Here is a 17,900-nt window from a genome sequence, read left to right as displayed (position 1 = left end):
TGCCCAAGCGCTGGATTGTCGAGCGAACGATCGGTTGGCTCAACCGCTGCCGCCGTCTCGCGAAGGATTGGGAATGCAAAAGCCGGAAAGGGCGAGCGTTCGTCCTCTTGGCCTCCATCCGCCTCATGACCCGAAAGCTCTGTCAGAAAACATCATGATGCCGGACAGACTCTGAGGGCCGGCCAGAGCACGTCCCCGCTCGGATCGCCCGCAGAGCGTCCAAGCGCCGGGAGCACGGCCAGGCTGATCAGGAGCGGCAGGATGCGACGCATGGTGTCCACGCCGACGGGGCGCAAAGGCCGGAGCGATAAACCGCTACGAACGCACGTCTGATGGTCAAACAGTCGACCTGACGATTGAAAAAACGGTCGACATCACCCGATTGTACCGTGCGTCCCCGGTGCAGCCCCGGCCTAAAACGGGGCAGCATCGAATTTATATACAGGCCTAGCTTGTTGGCAAAAAGGGAGAATTGGTGAGCGCGTTGGGGTTCGAACCCAAGACCTACAGATTAAAAGTCCGTTCGAGGTAATTCCGAGGCCGCTCAAATCCGTGCGTCGCCGATCGCGGAATTCGAGTCCCCACAACGACTTGACGCGCGATGATCGCTCATTCATCACTCATGGGGTAACGCCGCCGGGCAGGGCAATTCTGTTACCCGGTCGTTACCCCGCCGCCTTGCTATGGCTCGGGCAACGCTGCCGAGGTGCGCGCCGTGGCCGTTCTGACCGTGAAGTCTGTCGAGTCCGCGAAGGCTGATCCTGGCAAGCGTCGAGAGGTACCTGACGGCGCCCTCCCCGGCCTCTATCTGGTAGTGCAGCCGGCCGGCGGAAAATCCTGGGCTGTGCGCTATCGAGCGGATGGGAAGCCGAAGAAGCTCACCCTCGGCGTCTATCCTCGCCTGCCGCTTACCGAGGCCCGCGAGGCGGCCCGGACGGCATTGCGAGCCGTCGCCGAAGGCCGCGACCCGGCAGGCGAGAAGCAGGCAGCCAAAGCCGAGCCATCGGCAGCACAGGCCATGCGGTTCGGTGCCGTCGCTGCCGATTATATCGAGCGGTACGCCAAGCCTCGGAACAGGAGCTGGCGCGAGACAGAGTCATTTCTGACCCGCACGCTCGACGCAACGGACAAGTGGCAGGATCGCGACGTCCGAACGATCGGTCGGAAGGACGTGCTGAACGCTCTCGACGCGGTGGTCGGGCGTGGCGCATCCATTCATGCGAACCGGCTGTTCGCGGCCTTACGACGGTTCTTCGCCTGGACGGTCGAGCGGGGGATCCTCGAGGCGTCGCCGATGGCTGGCCTAAAACCGCCCTCCCCCGAGGTGTCTCGAGACCGCGTGCTGACTGACGTGGAATTGGTCGCGGCATGGAAGGCGGCTGAACAGGTCGGCTATCCCTTCGGCCCCGTGGTGCAACTCCTCATCCTGACCGGCCAGCGCCGCTCGGAAGTGCTTGAGGCGGAGTGGCGCGAGTTCGATCTCGATGCTGCGACATGGACGATCCCCCGGACCCGCGCAAAAAATGATCGAGCGCACGTCGTTCCGCTAGCGCCGGATGCGGTGGCGATCCTCCGCCGGCTGCCACGGATCGGCCAGCGCCCTCGCCTGCTGTTCACCACTACCGGAGAGACGGCGTTCAGTGGCGTCAGCAAGGCGACGGACCGGCTCCAGAGCATCGCCGCTTCCCTGCTTCCGGAGGGCGAAGAGAGCGCTGCATGGCGGCTGCATGACCTGCGAAGGACGTTTGCCAGCGGCTGCGCGCGTCTTGGGGTGTCGGTGCATGTCGTCGAGAAAGCGCTGAACCATACCTCCGGCACGCACTCTGGCATCGTCGGCGTCTACCAACGCCACGAATACAGGGAGGAGAGACGTCGAGCGATGGAGCTTTGGGCCTCGCATCTAGCTGGGCTGCTTTCTCGGGCCGCTAAGGTCATCCCGTTTGAGAGGCGCGCGTAATGAATCGCGAAAAAGAGATTCAGGAAACATTCTCAGACGCCCAGAGATTGCGACTAAAAACTTTTTTAAACCTAGGCAACGAAAGTGAGCTAAATGAAGCAGTCATTTCAATTGTAGAAACAATACTTGTTCATCACTTGCGTATTGCCGCAAAAAAATCGATACCGAACAGGGTGAAGTCAAAGAAAAAGCTTCTGCAGATTGCAGCTGCGGCGCGAAAGCTTGAAGTGCTGTTGTCAGATTTTGATATCTCCCGGAGCATAGGTAACTTCATTGAGGAGGCTGATATATATCCGCCTGAGCTTTCTAAGTTATTTCACCGTCGTCCACTATGGAGCGATGATGAAGTCAGCATCCGCGATATGTTTGGCATGTTATGCAATATTGAATTAAATGCGACGCTACTAGCAAAAAATGATAAATCTTTCAGTTTTCATTACATGCTTCCGACAGTTCAAGAAGCAAATAGAGATTTTGACGCAAACGCTCTTTGGCCAAGGCTGTTTAAGTTCTGGGAGATGGCGGGAAATAAGGTGGCCGCTACGCCAGAAGGTCCCACATTTCGGTTCCTTGCCCTTGTTCATGAGGTTGCGATGATCAAGGCTCCCGATCCCGACGCGCTTAGGTCCGCATGCGAGCGGTGGCGTACCGATCCGATGCGTGAGCAGCCGGAGAAAATCCCATGGGTGGCTTGAATCGCTTTTTCGAATTTTGCTTGCAATTCCGCCCGTCGAAATAGGCGCATAACAAATTGGTCGCTCGCAAACAAACAGGAGCGCCCGATGAGCGATACAGAGAATTGGCTAAACAGCGCAGAGGTTCGCGGCAGATATCGGATCTCGGCAGCGACGCTTAATCGCTGGGATCGAGACGAAGCGCTTGAATTTCCGGCACCAATGGTGATCAACCGGCGCAAGCTCTACCCGTTTTCGAAGCTGCTAACTTGGGAGCGGTCGCAGGCGTCGGCAGCTCGGCGGAGGGCCACGGCATGAGTGGCGTCGTTTTCCCGATCCATATCGGCGAGTTGAACGGCAAACTTCTGCGGTTCTTCAAGGCTCCCACAGATGAGCCGCAGCTCGTATGGCATGCGTGGGATGATCTTGTTGCTTGCGCGTCTCTTCCGCGGGATCTGAGCGAACGGTTCCAGCGATCCATGCGCCGAGACTACCCAGACGGCGTTCGCACGATCGGAACGACCGAAGGCATCCTAACGATCGCACCTCATTGGATGGCTCTAGGTTTCATCGGGTCGATGATCGAAAACAAGCGCATGCCTGCATCGGCTGAGCTTTTCTATACGATACAGTCTGTCGATGCCTGGAATGCGCTAACCGGAGATTTATGCAGACCGCAAGGTATGGATCTGTTTCTTGCCGCCTTGCAAAATACAAATAAGAACGGAGGCGGAGAGGCTAGCGTCGGAGGTGGGGTATGACCGCCACTGTCCTACCCTTTCGGTTCGCTCGACGCCTGCCGCAAATCAGGAAAACGGCCGGCTACATGGTTTCCGTCCCGGCCAACCATGCCGAGGGGCACCTTCGCGAACAGCTTCGGCGGCTCGAGGATGGGCTTCGGAAAAAGGGCGTCGCCGAGTTGCTCATTCGGTCCGAGGTCGGATCCTATGAGGGTGCTATCCGGGCGCACCTATGGCGCCTCCTGATCAGCCAGGGGGGCGCGGCGTGAAGCATGCGGACTCAAGAGGTAATCCGAAAAAGGAAAAGCCCCATCTGCGCCTCTACGAGTGGCTCACCGACTCGAAGGCCTGGACGGATCTCAGCACGGACGCTCGGGCCCTCTACATCCTGCTTAAGCAGAAATACCGGGGCATCAACAACGGCCGGATCATCCTCTCGGTGCGGCAGGCCTGCGAGAATCTTCAGATTGGAAAAACGACGGCGGCCAAGGCCTTTCAGGAATTGGAGGTGCACGGCTTCATTGAAATCGTAATCCGCGGCAGCTTCGACGGGCGGAAGGACGGCCGAGCAACCGAATGGCGGCTCACCGAACACGAATGCAATGTGTCAGGCGAATTGCCGACGAAGCGGTTCATGAGTTGGGCGCCTGGAAAAGATTTGACGGTCCGCGCTGGGGTACGGTCGGTACCTGAGGGCGGACAGTCGGTACCTCAGGGCGGACCGCTGAGGTCATCAATTCCTAAAATGGTATCTCAGCGCGGACTGTGAAGCCCGGTTTCGGCATTCTCACGGTCCGCCCTCAGGTACACATCTAATATGCCAGTCCGTAGAGCGCCGAGCGCCTCACGCGACAAGCATCCACCACCATTCCCAGATCGGTCGCCACCGCGGCTGTGCGACCTCGCACTATCGAGGAGTGGAGAGAGCTATGTCGATCGAACAGGAACAGGCCCAGCGCGCCGAGAGCCTCAGCAACGCTGTGAGAGGCACCATGGAGGAGTTCAGCACCAAGCCACAGCCTACCAATCCGAAACATCGTCATCCGAGAAATGGCTCGTCGGAAATCGATGACGCTCGCGGTGCGCTCTCTGAGGCCATCCTGGAAACCGCACGCTGGCGGCTAGAGAAGGCCGAGCAATTCCCGAGCGAGACCCGAAATACGAGAGCCGCCGAATTGCTGAGGCGTATCGCGGCCAGCGTGACCGATGTGCCGGACGACCTGATGCGTCGGTATTCCGAGGCCTGGCACGACGAGACGGCTTCGCAGACCTCAGAGACGCAGTCGGTGCTGCTGCGCGATATCGGGTTTCGAAGCGCCAGCGCCATTGCGACGACGCTCGTCGAGCACCTGATGGAGCACGTCGACGACGCTCGCTTAGATCCAGACCGCGGCTGAAATCGAAATAGAGCGGCTCGGGAAGCGCCGGCCAGCGCCCCCGAGCCTCGACCAAAATCCCATCAGCAGGAAATCCGATCATGAATTCGAATACCACGGCTCCGGCCGACCCGCACGCTCGCGCGCAACGAGGTCCAGTCACCGCTGCAATAGCGGTGATGCGCGCCGCTGATCGCGAGCGGTCGGCACTTCAGACGCTTCGTGCTTCCCTCCTGTCTCGAATTGCAGACGATCTGGCGCGGCTCGATCGCCTGCAGGAGATCAGCGACCGGCTCGAATTTGGAGGGCAGGCCTGATGAGCGCCGACGGAAAAAGGGCCTTCGCCACGAACGTGCCGACGCCCAACCCTAATAAGCCACCGGCCACGATACGAGGCGGCTTCATCATCGTCCGGCGAGATGATCGAACCGGCCGGCTGATCACTCTCGGGAAAACACCTTACGAGCATGCCTCCGCCGCCGAGGCGAGAGCTCAGGCCGTCGTAATGGCCGAGCGCCTCGGTAGCGAGTTCGCGGTGTTCTGTGAGGTCGATGCGGTGCTGCCTCCTCCTGCCGAGGTGGTGACCGCCGCCCCCGTCGTCGATCCTGAGCCATCGCCTCCGCCTGCCGTGAAGGAGCCGGCACCTCGGCCCCCTGTCGTCGTCGAGCGCCGCACCAAGCGTCGCCCCGCCACCGGAGGGCGTGCATCATGACTGGTGCGAAGCAGATGCACCCCTGGATATCGGACGGCTCACCCGAGCGGGAATGGGCGGTCGCGCAATTTGAGGCGGTTCGAGCCTTCGAGGCAATTAGCGATCGATCCGAATTGCTGGCCCTTGCCGAGGCCGCACATCGTGGCCCGCTCGAGCTCGCTCGCCGAATGCGTCGGACCGGATATGGAATGGGCCCGGATGTTGAGCCTTTAATGAGCCTCGCCGAGTTCTGGGCACGTCTCTACGGCGAGGGCTCTGATCTGAACGCACCCTATCCAGCCGCTTACGCCTACGCCTTCCAGACCGTCGCCCCCTACCTAACTTCGACCCACTGATAACTCAAATCTCGATGGTCACCGCCGTTGGTGGTGACCATCCGCCAGCGTGAGGCCGTCGGATCATGTCTGCAAAATGAAAAAGAGAAGCGGTCGAGGGTATGGTGAACACAACCAAGTAAGCGCGGCTGGGAAATCAGACGCTCGCCTTGGACGTTTTAGAACGGAAGCAGTCGCCGAAAGCGGGCAATGTTCACGAGCGCAACGAGTGACGAGGCCACGTATGTGAGGGCGGCAGCGCGCAGTACGGTGCGGACACCGGGCATGTCGCTGGCGTCGAGGAAGCGACCTGTTTCCAGGATGGGCAGGGCTCGGCGGAAGCTTGCATCGAGTTCGACGGGTAGCGTCAGGAAGTGGAATAGGAGGCGAACGCCGAGGAGCGCGATGCCGATACCCACCTGCAGGGCGAGCAGGACAGGCGAATGGACGAAGGCGAGCACCACGGGCGCAGTCATCATCACCACGGCCGCGGCGAACTCGAAGCTCTGCACGATCGGGGCGAACCTCACCCGTGCCGCGAGGAGCCGGTCTCCCGCCGCGTGCTGGAGCGCGTGGGCGACCTCGTGTGCCGCGACCGCGACTGCCGTGATCGAGCGACCGTCATGATTCCCCGGCGATAGCCGCACGACGTTCGCGACCGGATCGTAGTGGTCGGCTGGCGCGATCTCGACGGGGACGTGCTCCAGCTGCGCCAAGTCGAGCAGATGGCGGGCGAGTTCGCCGCCGGTCCCGGGCAAGTCCGGCCGCTCGGTGGCGTGTTGTTGCATCGCCCGGCGCACCCACCACTGGGGGCCGAACACGAGACCGAACAGGAGGGCAGCGCCAAGCGCTAGAAGGACGGGCACGAGAGATATGTAGGCACGCGGCCGTAACCGTGGAAGCACGGCGCCTAATTCGAGACGTCCACCGTCCGACAATCGTGCGACAAGCGTCAAGGGCTGGATTGGGTGGCAAGCGGACGCTGGGCCTCCGCCCCGAAGCGGACGTTCTGGTTCCGACCCAACACAGTCTTAGGGACCGCCAGCCGCGCTTCTGGAAAGCGGCCATTTGTCGGCCGTCCGGCAGCTTCGGCTGGGAGAGGAGTAGAAGGCTTTGCGCTTACGCCCGCCCCTCGGCCTTCGCCATGCTCGCTGGGATGAACGCGAGGACGACTGCGAGCATCACTCCGAACCAGCACCCGGCGGCCTTGACCGCGAAGTCCCCGAAGCGGCCATGCCGTGTCAGCTCAAGGGTCTGCATGGCTTCCATGACGCCGGCAATCACGATCAACGCTCCCACGATTTGCCAGCGGCAGCGCGGATACCCGAAGGCAAACAGGAAGCTAACCGCTGCGTAGGCGCCGAACCGCTCAAGAGAGACCGGGGCATGGCTGATGGGCCGGAGGCCGATGGGCGCGAGGGTCGCGAAGACAACGCCCGCCAGGAGCAGCCAGCCGAGGATGCGGGAGGTCTTCATCATGGGACGGAGGTAGCCTGAGTGCTTGGCGGGACTGAGGCAGAGGCAACAGTTGGGCCATCGGGAAGTGTTTCACCCATCAGCGCGGCGCCGGACCATCCTCACAGAGTGGGTCGCAACTGCTTTACGGGATGAAGGGTAAGTCGGCATGCAACATGCAGGCGCGGCATCATGGCAAAACGAGCCCGCAGGCAGTACATAGCCTTATTATTATCCTCAGGCTCGGGCGCATAAGATGCCGCTGTTTTACATCGACCTCCATGACGGCACTAATTTCGTGCGCGATAAAAAAGGATTTGAACTACCAGACGCGGGAGCAGCCCGAGAGAAGTTGGGTCATGTTTTAAAGCGTGTCTCTGAGCTGCTGGACACAACAACGGACGGCCAAATATTCCTGGCGAGCGTTCGCGATCATGCCGGAACCATAATCATGCGGGCACGGCTTACGCTTGCTATCGAAGAGCTTCAAACGGCGTAGTGGCTTCACCATCCGCCTTCTCTCTTCGGCCTCATCCGCTGGGAGACTTCACAGTTGACTTCGGCTCTTCGCGAACGCTGCTTGTCCGATGGCGCGGCGCCGAGCCAGCTTCGCCATGCCGGCCTCGATGGTCTCTCGGTCCAGCTCATCGGGATCGAACGGGCCGCCGTACCACTCCAGCATCCGCTTGCGCTCGCGGTGCCGAGGCTTGGTGACGGCTTCTAGAAACTCCTCGAAGCCCATCGTCCCGCCCACGTCCTCGGGAGGTGCCCGCCTCGCCCCGTCAAGGAAGCGCGGGTAGGCGACTGTGGGGTCCGCTGGGCCTAACTCTTCGACCGTAATGGTGTGCTGCCAGTTGTCCCCGAAGTCGTAGGTATAAGCGAAGGCGGTGGTGCCCCGATCAACAAGCGCCCCGAGTTTCGTGGTTTTGGCGCTTCGGGTGTTCACGTCTGGCCACTCCGGGTGCGGGATGGCGTAGCGGGCGGACCCCTCCTGAAACTGGAAGAGGTGGTAGTCCTGGAAGGGCATCGCCGCCTGGATCACCTCATGCAGGAGCTTGAGGCTGGCGGAGAGGGGCACCTCGACGGTCCGCCAGACGGTGGGTTCAGTGTCATCGAGCGTGATACGGAGGCGGGCGATGCGACTCGGATCGGGCATGCCGCAAGGGTACCTTCGAGCGTGCTAGGAGCAACCCCGAAGCCGCGCACAGCGACCGCCGGGTTCTTCCCCAGTTTGCCGTGTGGGCATGGAAGGGGTGGGCCGCCGAGTATGCTCAAGCGACCCGCCCGATTTTTTGACTACCAGCCGCGGTAGCCGTGCGGCCGGTCGCAGTCCCGCTGGTAGCCGTACCCGGCGTGGCGGACACCGTAGCCCGCGTTGCGATAGCGGTAGCCGTCCTGGCCACCTCCGTAGAAGCGAGCGGGGGAAGGATCACGATAGGCCGGCGCTTCCTCGTAGTCGTACTCGCGGACCACTCGGGCCGGACGATAGGTGACGGTTGGGGGCGCCTCGTAGTCGTATCCGTAGGCCGGCGCGGGGCGGCCATAGCCGTAGCCGTATGCCGGGGGCTCGTGGGCCTCTGCGATCGCGGCCCCGAGGAGGGCACCTGCGGCGAGGCCTCCGATGACACCGGCCGCGATGGCGCCGCCGCCCCGAGCTTCGGCTGCCGTCGTCCCGAGAGCGCTCACCGCAACGAGCGCGGCGGCTGTGAGAGCTGCAAACTTCTTCATCGCCCATCCCCTGACACTTGAGGCCGGCATCGCCCGCGGTGCCCGGTCTCTGTGACTCAGCCGGTGGTCTCTCGGCTGTGAGGAAGAGATTGGCAGAGCGCGGATGCACCGAGGCTGAAACAGCTTGGCAGCATCCGTTCAGCTTGCGCTTGCGTTAGCTTAAGGCCTACCGAGCGGGCGGTTTGGTGCTGGCCTTGGGCTCGGCCGGGGCAGCAGCCTCCCGACGCTTTAAACCATCACAACTGCATCTCGGATCAACCCGGCGCGGCGGTACTTGCCCGGCTGTCATCCCAGGCTTCAAGCCGAATGCAGCATACCTCTGAGGTGAGCTGGGGAAAGGATAATGCCTTCACTTGTAGTCACCCAAGGCGTCCCGGTGCCCTCGTTAAGCGCCTTGAGCGCCTCGTCCAGCGCCTCTTGGAGACTGGGCAACTCTCTCGGCTCCGCGGCTTTGATGCTCACGTCGCTGGGCCATACGGTCAACGAAGCCGGACCGGGGACAGGCTGATGTTGACGCATCATACTTCTAAAATGCCCAATAGCCGCCGCGAGCTGCCTGCCGATTAAGGCAATATATGCCATAGCTGCGACGGAAAAGGCCCTACGTCGTTAGAACGGGCTAAAACCGTAAACGGGTTACCGCCTCCGTCGTCTGCCAAGTGCGAACACCGCAAGCACGCTCACCACGGCTGCGCCTACCAGCAAGGTAGAAGTTCGTGGCGCGACCAGGGGCGGCCCGCTCGACCCAGGAAGCCGTCGTTCTAGTCCTGTTGGTCCGAGCAGCCATGAAAGCGAGCGCCGTAGTTGGCCGGCAGCGTCGCGGTTGAACCATTGCCCATGCGTGAAGATGACCCGATCCGGGTTGAACGCCACCAGCCGCCAAGCTGCCTGCGTAGCCGCTCGATGGTTCGTGCGGAGGAGGAGCCGGAGGTACAGCGGCGCCTTGCCGTCCGGTGCGACAATCCCGAGGATGTGGGCCAGGGTACGTGACCCGACCGGCAGGAGGGCGCCCTCCAGGTTGATGACGAGGTCCGTGAGGAGGAGCGTCCGGCTCGGCCGATGGAAGAGACAGACCTCCTTGAACACAGGGCCCGTGACCAGCACTTGGTCAATCTCATCCGCCCAGACGCGAGGTGGCCTGTCCGTCAGCTCCGCATCGATCCGAACGCCCGAGCGACGAACCTGTCCCCGGTCTGCAAGCCCCGGCACCGCCCAGGTGACTGCGTTCGGACAAGCTGCCTGCCAGTCGCGAAGGAACATCCAGTGGCCGACGCTCGGGGCTACGAGGTGCTCGATGCGGCCCAGCGCCTCCAAAGCTCGCTGGAGGCTCGGTCGGTGCGGAATGGGCGAATGCAGAAGCAGCCCACCGCCTTCCAGCCGGAGCACCGTCATGCGGATGGGCAGCGGTATGCCGCCCGCGTGAACCGGCGCGTCGTCCACAATCCAGACACCATCGGCAACCTGCTTAGGGGTGTTCAATGGCGGGTAGCTGATGTGGTCGGTCACGCCGTGGCCTCCTGTTCGCTCCCCGCCAGACTCGGGGAACCTCAGGAGCGGGCGTTCGGGTCCCATCTCAGGCCTCGCACCGTCTTCGGCGCCCCGATCCTATCTCCTCCGCCAGGGCCCTCAACCCGAAGCGGCTTCCGTACCCTCGCCCAACGCTACCGCTGCCCGTATGGCCGGCGAGTGCGTCGTGCACTTCCTCATCGAGCTGCGCATCACCGGGGCTTTCGCTGGCGGAGCCGGCCGCGGGAGTAACCGCGCCACCATCGCGTGCGATTGGAACGGCAATGGTGAGATGGACGCGGTCTACGGCTCTGGATCAGCCAAGCTCCAGGTATTGAAAGCGGGCTGCCTCGGTAGGACGGCAGTATATTCATACGAGCCGCAGCTCGCCCGCCTTGAGGCCGAGACGTCGGATAAGGTCTCGGGAGAGGGCGCCGACGACCTCAATCCCCATGCCATCGGTCGTCAGCCCGTCCAATTGCGCGAGCGCGGCCACGGCGGAAGCGGCTACCACCGCGTAGATGCGAGGCGCCTCCCGCTTGTGGCGCACGGCGATCAAATACGCCGTGCGCTTACCTTTCTTGCCGGTTTGGACCTCTCCTGGAGAGGTGGGCGTAGCCTTGTCCATCAGTCCTTGTCGGGCTTTTCCTTGGTGATGGCGCCCGTCTTGGGATCGACGTGGAACTCCATCTTCACGCCGTTCTTCAGGCCTTCGCCTTCCCAGTGTCCGTCATCGGCCTCCAGCTCGGTGATGCTGGAGTAGCCCGCGTCCATCAGCTTCTGCTTGACCTGCTCGGCAGGGATCCAGTCCGCCCCAGGCTTGTCCTCCTTGGCCAGGACAGGACCGGCGAAACCCAGCACCATGGCCAGGGCGAGCGGTGCGAGCGTCCCGAACTTCATTAGCCGTCTCCATTTCTACGATGCCGGACAACGAGCCATATGGAGAGTGGTTGCGCGCCTGCCGGCCTATCGGACGGCTACAGATGACCCTCGACGTTCTCGACGCTGGCAACACCTGGGCGCGCTCGTAGTCCCTGAGCGATCTCCGCCACCGACTGACGAGACAGCCGCGCGAACGAGATCAGGATCTCATCCTGTGCCGGATCGGAGGCACGCTGCACGACGAACTGGCGGATGCGCGAGGCACGCTGTCCTGCGATCCCTTGCAGGGTGTCGAACGTGATCGCACCCGGCTCGGCCAGCACTCGCAGCGGTTGGACACGCTGCCGATTATGGTAGCGCTCCTGAAGGGGTTTCAATCCGGCGAGGATCGCCAGGAGGATGACGGTCGTTGCGATGCCGGCGGCGTACAGGCCGCTGCCGACCGCGAGACCGATGGCAGCGACAGCCCAGAGACTTGCTGCCGTTGTGAGCCCTTTGACGACCTCGCCGCGAAGAAGGATCGTCCCAGCTCCGAGAAACCCCACGCCTGAGACGACCTGCGCTGCGATACGTGATGGATCGAGGACGACGTTGTGCGTGCCAAGCGCATCGCTGAAGCCGAAGGCGGAAACGATGACGATGAGGCAGGCGCCGACCCCGACGAGCATGTGCGTTCGCAGGCCTGCAGCCCAGAGCAATCGCTCGCGCTCAACCCCTATCAGGCCGCTGAGGATGGCGGCGAGCATCAAGCGGCTCAAGATCTCCAGATTGCCGATCATAGCCTCCGTCGCATATGCCTATTGTTCTTCGATAGATCCCGGGCGGGCATCGCACAGCCAAACATGCGAAGGCGGCGCTTCCAGATAGGTGCGACGCCTATACAAAAGTCGCCATCCTTGAGAACGGGCGCATGGCCTGAGCGGTACTGCCAAGAGCAGGCCTCAACGCTGGACTTCGAGAGCCGCGCCTCAACGCGCCGCTTCTGGCGCCCTCCGTTTGGCCGCTAGGGCCGCCGCTTTGCCGGCCGCCGCGTAAAGGTTCAGCCGCGCGTAAACGCCAAAGGCTGAACCGTCGTCCAGGAAGCCGCCGCCGGGGCCCTGCGTCTGGGTCAGGATCGCGTTGGCCTCGTCCAGGCTGAGGGTCGGAAACGCGGCGGTCAGGAGGTTCCCGGCCTCTGGAGCGACGCGCCCAACATCCGCTTGTTCGCTGGCGTTTTGAGAATGCACCACCGGCAGCCCGTAGGTCTGGGTCGCTGCGTACAGGGCCTCGTTGGCGGCGGGATCACGGAACCGCCCCGTATCCGCCGCCGCACAGGCGGCAAGCGTGTCACCGCAGCCGTCCCGTAGGAAAGCGGAGAGGTCAGCGCGGGCTGCGTTGAGCGCGGCTCGGTAGTCGGGGAGTGCCACAGCCGCATTGGTCGAGCGGCTCATCTCGTTGTCCACCGCCGGGTTCCTCCGGATCTGGCCCACATAAGCGGGGTCGTTGGCGAGGAGGTGGGCGACCGCGTGCAAGGCCACCGCCCGACCGCCGATCACGTCCATCGCGTAGTGAGCGCCCAGCACGATGCGGTTGTTGCCGTACTCGGCGGCGCGCGCGATCATCTGCTGATAGCGCTCCGGCACCAGGATCGCGAGGATCAGGGCTTCGGTATAGCCGTAGGTTGTGTGGCCGCTCGGATAGGAGGGGCTGTCGGTCAGGTTCTGGTTCGGCCCGTGCAGCCAGTCCAGGCTGTGGGAGCCCCTCCCGAAATAGTCGTCGCCGCGATGGGCGAAGAGCTGCGGCAGGGTCTGAAACGGGCGCGCGTTGCCATAGGCGTTGGAGCCTTGGCTGCCGGCCGGGCGCCCGTAGGCCTTGCCGAACGCATCGGCCGCGCCCCCACGCTCACCCAGGATGGCCGATGCGGCATCCGAGACGGGCGCCTTTCCGTTCGTGGTGGCGTTGGCGAAGAAGAACTTGCCCGCGTTGGAGTCGGATTTGGCGACGTTGTTGGTGTAGCCGAGCAGATCCGCCACGGACGGCGTCACGTTCGTGAAGGTCTTGGTGTCCGCGTAGCGAGCCTTGGCCTGGTAGTGCACACCGAGCGTGCTGCCGAGCCCGTCCGCGAGCTCGGCCGCGTTGCCGTCCGTGATGAAGGCGTCGCGCAGGGCGAGCTGGCGTTGCTCTGGCAGGGGCAGCAGGAGGGGCTGCCGGGCTGCGCCGGACTGGATCTCCCCTGTGACCTTGAGGTTCGCGTCGAGGGCGGCTCGCCCCTCCGGACTCGCCGCCAGGAAACTCACGGGCGCGAGGCCGCGCAAAGCCGTCAGGTTGGTGGCCGACTGCGCCGCCGCCGGAAGGGGCGCCAGAATGAGAAGCGAAAGAGCCCCGTTCCTGAGCGTCCTCGACACGGCGTTTCCCCTCATGCTCGACTGGTGCCCTGATCCTAAAGATCCAGGTGGAGGTCTTACGTCCAGAACCCTGGCGCTTCCTAGCGACAGGATCGAGCCAGAGTGTAGCGCGCCGTTCAATACGAGGATCGGCTCCGCGCTCGGTTTCTGTCCGCCTCTCATCAACTCCGGTGGTCCTAGCTGATCCTCTCGATCAGCCCGGTTTACCGCCATCCGGTCAGGTCACGTGGCCCGAGGCAAATCGCGAAAGACCAACGAAACCGACATTATCCGGTTGCGGCGTCGTAGGCGCGCCGTGCCGCCAGACGCGCAGTCGCCGCGACGATGCCACGAGTGCCGCCGGTGATCTGCATCATGGGCGCACCTCGTCCGTCGTCTCGCGCGGCAGGGGCATCCGGCCGGCCGCCATCCGTGGCCTCAGAGGGTTCGGACAGGGGTCATGGTTTAGTCGCGACGTGTGGTGACAAGACGAGCATGATCGGGACGACGGCGAAGGCTGTGGCGGCGGCCGCGACGGCTGCCCAACGCGGTCCAACCGCATCGCCCAGCGGACCGTAAAGCAGGGGCGTCGCGAGCGCGCTGCCGCCGAGCGTCCAGGTGTAGAAGACTGCGAAGGCGTGCTCGACCCGACCGTGCGGCGCGAGTTCCGGCACGGTGCCGTAGAGCACGGAGGAGGTACCGTTCAGCATCACGCCGAGGACGGGCAGTACCGCGAGCGCGAGGGTGAGCGGAGACGCAATGACGAGCAGGATTGCGGCCGCCGTGCCCGCCTCGGAGAGGATCACGCAGCGTGTCACCCCGAACCGGTCCCCGAGCCGGCCGAAGATCGCCTTGCCCAGCGCACCGCCGACGGCGGCAAGGCCGAACGCGACGCCCACCGTGGTGAGGGCCGCCCCCTTTTCCTGCAGCAGGAACGGAAGGTAGACGAGAAAGGCCGGGCGGGCGGCGTTGTCGAGGATGCCGACCGCCACGAGGAGTCCGAAGCCGGTCCGGCCGACCGTAGGATCGCCGGGCTCGGCCACTTGTGGGCGCGCTCGCGCTTCCTCGCGCAGGATGGGCTCGCGGGGCAGCAGCGTGGCGACCCCGGCCGCGACGACGGCTCCGAGGCCGGCGGCTAGCCACAGCACGAAGCGCCAGTCGGCGTGGGTGAGGAGAAGCCCGGCGAGCGCGGGCAACGCCGCTTTTCCGAGATCGCCGGCGAAGTTGTAGGTGCCGAGTGGCCCCCTTGCCCTCGTCCCATAGGTCCGGGCGATCACCGCCGAGGCGAGGGGATGCTGGGTGCTGCTGCCCGCGCCGGAGAGCGCCAGGGCGACGCAGAGGCCGACGAGACCACCCGAGGCGCCGGCCAGCGCATAGCCGCCGGCGCTGAGCAGCGTACCGAGAACGAGGACGGTTCGCGCGCCGAGCACGTGCGCGAGTGCGGTGGCGGGCATCTGAAGGCTGGCCAGCGCGCCGACATAGAGCGAGCGCACCAGCGCGAGCGCAACGTAGCCAAGGCCGAACTCGGCCTGCCAGACCGGCAGTAGAACGTAGATCAGGTCGGTGTAACCATCGTGCAGGGCGTGGTTGACGCCGATCGTGGCGAGGACGCGCGTCCGCCGGGACCCGCGGATGGCGCCTGCCCCATCCGTCGGGCCCAAGGTCCCCTCGTCGGAACCTGCGATGGTCGTCGGCATCGATCACCCTTCCACGGCTGCCAGCGGCCACCACGGTGACGGCTACACCCGTGATGATCCGGCGATGAGTGTCGTTCGACTCACGCTACCCGTGCGTTAAACTCACGGATGCGAGCACGGAGGTTCGATGCGACGTCTTCCACCCCTCCATGCGCTGCGCGTCTTCGAGGTCGCCGCCCGGGCCGGTAGCCACGCCGCCGCAGCGGCCGAACTCGGCCTGACCCACGGCGCCGTCAGCCGTCAGGTCGCCGTGCTGGAGGCGTGGTTCGGCCAGCGCCTGTTCGTGCGGGTCGGGCGCAGCGTCGTCCCGACGCCCGCGGCCCGGGCTTTCGCGGAAGCGGTCAGCCTCACCTTCGACAGGCTCGACGCGGCGGCCGAGATCTGCGGCCGGCCCCTCGCACCCCGGATCCTGCGGGTGAGTACGCCCACGACCTTCGCGATGCGCTGGCTTATCCCGCGCTTAGACAGCTTCCACGCAGCGCGGAAAGAGGCCGAAGTCGTCGTTACGACGACCACGACTCTGCACAATGCCCTGCGCGGCGGCTTCGACCTCGCGGTCCGGCGCGAGCCGCGCATTGGAACGGGGGCGCATCATCCCTGGGGCGCCTACCGCGCGGTCCCCTTCCTGCGGGAGGCCAACACGCTGGTTGCAAGCCCGTCCCTCCTCGCGGCCCGCCCCCTGCGCACCCCAGACGATCTCGAAGGCGCCACTCTGCTGTCGAGCGAGACGCGCCCGGGCGACTGGAGCGACTGGCTGGGCACCGCCGGCCTCCTCCCTGATACGGGCAGCCGCCGGACGTTCGACCATTACTTCGTGGCTCTGCAGGCGACGGCGGACGGGCTCGGCTACGGCCTCGGGCCCCTGCCCGTCCTGTCCGACGATCTGGCATCCGGAAGGCTCGTCGCCCCGTTCCCGGAAATCGTCGTCCCGCGCCCCGGCTACGTGACCCTCGTGCCGAACGATGCGGACAAGACGTCAACCCTTACGGCATTCGTCGACTGGCTCGTTGCCACGGGCGCGCAATGAGATCGGACGACCATCGGACCGAGTCTGAAACGCCTTCTCTCCTTGCAAGAAGGACCTCTGCGTTCGGCATAATGACCAATCTGTGCATGAAGTGGCCCCCTTCGCGTTCCTTGAGCAAACGTCCGCTCCCGCGACCCGGTCTCTCGAAAGCGGACCGACAAGAATCCACCCAACCCCGACGTAGGTCATCCTTCATCAAGCTGCCGCGAAGCGGACTATCCGAGGGTCTGTGAAGGGTCGAAAGCGGTCCCGGCAGCGGAGTCTTGGGATCTCACCGACGACGGTCGACGCTGTCCGGCGGGTTGCTCAGGCAGTGTAATACCTCCTGCATGCCATCGCCTCGATCAGGGGATGCACCAAGGGTGCAGCCATCATCATCGACATCGATCAATTCGGAGTTTGAAATTTGGGATTTGCCAAAATAGGCGAGCCTAAAAATTCGGGATCGGGAAAAAGTTTTGTGCGCTCGGCACCCGATGCGGTTGGCGGCCCTGCACCTCCAGACTTTCGATGCCCCCCTCTCGCAAGGGCGAACCGAGTAATTGCGCTACCCAATTTAATTAATTGATTCATCGAATTCCGAGGGGCCATTCCGCCCTTCGCTGACCAGTGCAGGGGGGGGCCAAAACTCTGGAACCGAAGGGGGCTCTCACCGCACCAGGTGCCATTCGCGGATTTAATTTTTGGCCAGTAATTCAGAAAAAACGCAAAGAGTGTCGGACTTGTAGGCCATAGGTGCCCATTCGGTTCACCGCTCATGCTTGATGGCAATCAAGCCACGAGCCGTTGCCGGTAGGGGCCAAGTCCAACCGTTGGTGCTCTGATGGAAAATGCCTAAGCAACTCGCTGGGCTGCTGGCGAGCATCCGTAGCTGGACATTGCCGCATCGCGGTGAATGCCCATGCGCATGAAATTTCGCAATTAAATTCTGGATGTTTTTCCGCGGCAGCACGTCTGGGGCTGACCACCGAGCGCTTCCGCTTGGATCGGCTGCGCCTAACTCACACCGCAGAGCTCTTCAGGCTATCTATCGAAATGATTTAAGTGATATATAATGCCTATCACTCGAGTGATTTGGTCATTCGGCGCGATATGGTCCGCCCCCATTGAAGTGGTCCGCCCTTCGGCATGGCTTTTGAGCCTGGAGGACGGACGAGATGGCAAAGCACCCGAAGCCTGAGGAGATCGTTGCCAAGTTGCGGCAGGCGGACGTGCTGATCTCACAGGGCCAGAGCGTGGCCGATGCAATCCGCGCGCTCGGTGTGAGTTCGGTGACGTACTACCGGTGGCGGCGTGAGTTTGGCGGCCTGAAGTCGGATCAAGTTCGACGGATGAAGAGCCTTGAGACCGAGAATGCTCGGCTTCGAAAGGCAATCGCCGATCTCACCCTCGACAAGCTGATCCTGCAGGAGGCGTCCCGGGGAAACTTCTGAGCCCCGCGCGCCGACGCGCCTGTGTCGAGCACATCC

The 17,900-nt window shown here is 63.5% G+C and carries 22 protein-coding genes, 1 tRNA gene and 1 pseudogene; 13 read left to right on the top strand and 11 right to left on the bottom strand.

Annotation, left to right across the window (positions count from 1 at the left end):
- Positions 1-158: transposase (locus FV222_RS04840; protein ID WP_147812867.1), on the top strand; the 158-nt coding region annotated here is incomplete at its 5' end.
- 315 nt (positions 159-473) lie between these two features.
- Here the strand turns inward: FV222_RS04840 and FV222_RS04835 are convergent.
- A tRNA-Lys gene (locus FV222_RS04835) sits at positions 474-559 on the bottom strand.
- A gap of 156 nt (positions 560-715) precedes the next feature.
- On the opposite strand from FV222_RS04835, the gene FV222_RS04830 reads away from it, so the two are divergent.
- The 9 genes from FV222_RS04830 (at position 716) to FV222_RS31825 (ending at position 5,794) form a co-directional block, all read left to right on the top strand.
- Complete coding sequence (locus tag FV222_RS04830; RefSeq protein WP_246685332.1) at positions 716-1,957, top strand: site-specific integrase; 1,242 nt, start codon at positions 716-718, stop codon at positions 1,955-1,957.
- A complete protein-coding gene (locus FV222_RS04825; protein WP_147813241.1) occupies positions 1,957-2,652 on the top strand; it encodes a hypothetical protein in 696 nt (231 codons plus the stop codon). The genes FV222_RS04830 and FV222_RS04825 overlap by 1 nt, the downstream gene beginning before the upstream one ends.
- A 293-nt stretch (positions 2,653-2,945) precedes the next feature.
- A complete protein-coding gene (locus FV222_RS04815) occupies positions 2,946-3,392 on the top strand; it encodes a hypothetical protein (RefSeq protein ID WP_147813237.1) in 447 nt (148 codons plus the stop codon).
- Complete coding sequence (locus FV222_RS30980) at positions 3,389-3,640, top strand: DUF6074 family protein (RefSeq protein WP_147813236.1); 252 nt, start codon at positions 3,389-3,391, stop codon at positions 3,638-3,640. The genes FV222_RS04815 and FV222_RS30980 overlap by 4 nt, the downstream gene beginning before the upstream one ends.
- The gene (locus tag FV222_RS04805) at positions 3,637-4,140 is read left to right on the top strand and encodes a hypothetical protein (protein ID WP_147813234.1); all 504 of its coding nucleotides are present in this window, start codon (positions 3,637-3,639) and stop codon (positions 4,138-4,140) included. Before FV222_RS30980 ends, FV222_RS04805 begins: the two co-directional genes overlap by 4 nt.
- A 160-nt stretch (positions 4,141-4,300) precedes the next feature.
- Positions 4,301-4,768, top strand: a complete 468-nt coding sequence (locus FV222_RS04800; RefSeq protein ID WP_147813232.1) for a hypothetical protein — start codon at positions 4,301-4,303, stop codon at positions 4,766-4,768.
- 80 nt (positions 4,769-4,848) lie between these two features.
- Positions 4,849-5,064 (top strand): hypothetical protein, encoded by a 216-nt coding sequence (locus tag FV222_RS04795; RefSeq protein ID WP_147813230.1) that lies wholly within the window; start codon positions 4,849-4,851, stop codon positions 5,062-5,064.
- On the top strand, positions 5,064-5,459 hold the full coding sequence (locus FV222_RS04790) for a hypothetical protein (protein ID WP_147813228.1): 396 nt from the start codon (positions 5,064-5,066) through the stop codon (positions 5,457-5,459). Before FV222_RS04795 ends, FV222_RS04790 begins: the two co-directional genes overlap by 1 nt.
- A gap of 212 nt (positions 5,460-5,671) precedes the next feature.
- Positions 5,672-5,794, top strand: coding sequence for a hypothetical protein (locus FV222_RS31825; RefSeq protein ID WP_281406870.1), 123 nt, complete (start codon positions 5,672-5,674; stop codon positions 5,792-5,794).
- Positions 5,795-5,952: 158 nt separating this feature from the next.
- On the opposite strand, the gene FV222_RS04785 is transcribed toward FV222_RS31825, so the two are convergent.
- Positions 5,953-6,639 carry a zinc metallopeptidase gene (locus FV222_RS04785; protein WP_147813247.1) on the bottom strand — a complete coding sequence of 229 codons (687 nt, stop codon included), beginning with the start codon at positions 6,637-6,639 and terminating at the stop codon, positions 5,953-5,955.
- Positions 6,640-6,892: 253 nt separating this feature from the next.
- On the bottom strand, positions 6,893-7,252 hold the full coding sequence (locus tag FV222_RS04780; RefSeq protein WP_147813226.1) for a hypothetical protein: 360 nt from the start codon (positions 7,250-7,252) through the stop codon (positions 6,893-6,895).
- A gap of 232 nt (positions 7,253-7,484) precedes the next feature.
- Here FV222_RS04780 and FV222_RS04775 point away from each other — a divergent pair, with 232 nt between their 5' ends.
- Complete coding sequence (locus tag FV222_RS04775; protein WP_147813224.1) at positions 7,485-7,727, top strand: hypothetical protein; 243 nt, start codon at positions 7,485-7,487, stop codon at positions 7,725-7,727.
- A 48-nt stretch (positions 7,728-7,775) separates the two neighbouring features.
- Here the strand turns inward: FV222_RS04775 and FV222_RS04770 are convergent, their stop codons facing one another.
- The 8 genes from FV222_RS04770 to FV222_RS04735 form a co-directional block, all read right to left on the bottom strand.
- The gene (locus tag FV222_RS04770; protein ID WP_147813222.1) at positions 7,776-8,384 is read right to left on the bottom strand and encodes a plasmid pRiA4b ORF-3 family protein; all 609 of its coding nucleotides are present in this window, start codon (positions 8,382-8,384) and stop codon (positions 7,776-7,778) included.
- Between the two features lie 140 nt (positions 8,385-8,524).
- Positions 8,525-8,956, bottom strand: coding sequence for a hypothetical protein (locus tag FV222_RS04765; protein ID WP_147813220.1), 432 nt, complete (start codon positions 8,954-8,956; stop codon positions 8,525-8,527).
- 636 nt (positions 8,957-9,592) lie between these two features.
- The gene (locus FV222_RS04760; RefSeq protein ID WP_246685331.1) at positions 9,593-10,462 is read right to left on the bottom strand and encodes a DUF4336 domain-containing protein; all 870 of its coding nucleotides are present in this window, start codon (positions 10,460-10,462) and stop codon (positions 9,593-9,595) included.
- A 370-nt stretch (positions 10,463-10,832) separates the two neighbouring features.
- A complete protein-coding gene (locus tag FV222_RS04755) occupies positions 10,833-11,090 on the bottom strand; it encodes a hypothetical protein (protein ID WP_246685330.1) in 258 nt (85 codons plus the stop codon).
- Positions 11,090-11,362 carry a PepSY domain-containing protein gene (locus FV222_RS04750; RefSeq protein WP_187277217.1) on the bottom strand — a complete coding sequence of 91 codons (273 nt, stop codon included), beginning with the start codon at positions 11,360-11,362 and terminating at the stop codon, positions 11,090-11,092. Before FV222_RS04750 ends, FV222_RS04755 begins: the two co-directional genes overlap by 1 nt.
- 77 nt (positions 11,363-11,439) lie before the next feature.
- On the bottom strand, positions 11,440-12,123 hold the full coding sequence (locus tag FV222_RS04745; RefSeq protein ID WP_147763756.1) for an MgtC/SapB family protein: 684 nt from the start codon (positions 12,121-12,123) through the stop codon (positions 11,440-11,442).
- A 189-nt stretch (positions 12,124-12,312) separates the two neighbouring features.
- Positions 12,313-13,728: a phosphatase PAP2 family protein gene (locus FV222_RS04740; protein ID WP_246685329.1), complete on the bottom strand. Its 1,416-nt coding sequence runs from the start codon at positions 13,726-13,728 to the stop codon at positions 12,313-12,315.
- A 437-nt stretch (positions 13,729-14,165) separates the two neighbouring features.
- Complete coding sequence (locus FV222_RS04735; RefSeq protein ID WP_147813214.1) at positions 14,166-15,404, bottom strand: MFS transporter; 1,239 nt, start codon at positions 15,402-15,404, stop codon at positions 14,166-14,168.
- Between the two features lie 127 nt (positions 15,405-15,531).
- Between FV222_RS04735 and FV222_RS04730 the strand changes: the two genes are divergently transcribed.
- Together FV222_RS04730 and FV222_RS04725 are read left to right on the top strand one after the other, a co-directional pair.
- On the top strand, positions 15,532-16,431 hold the full coding sequence (locus tag FV222_RS04730; RefSeq protein WP_147813212.1) for a LysR substrate-binding domain-containing protein: 900 nt from the start codon (positions 15,532-15,534) through the stop codon (positions 16,429-16,431).
- A gap of 1,157 nt (positions 16,432-17,588) precedes the next feature.
- Positions 17,589-17,900, top strand: a pseudogene (locus tag FV222_RS04725) (transposase); the annotation flags it as partial.

Origin of the sequence: Methylobacterium sp. WL103 (genome assembly GCF_008039885.1) — a bacterium.
GTDB lineage: Bacteria > Pseudomonadota > Alphaproteobacteria > Rhizobiales > Beijerinckiaceae > Methylobacterium > Methylobacterium cerastii.
This window is presented reverse-complemented; position numbering and strand designations above follow the sequence as displayed.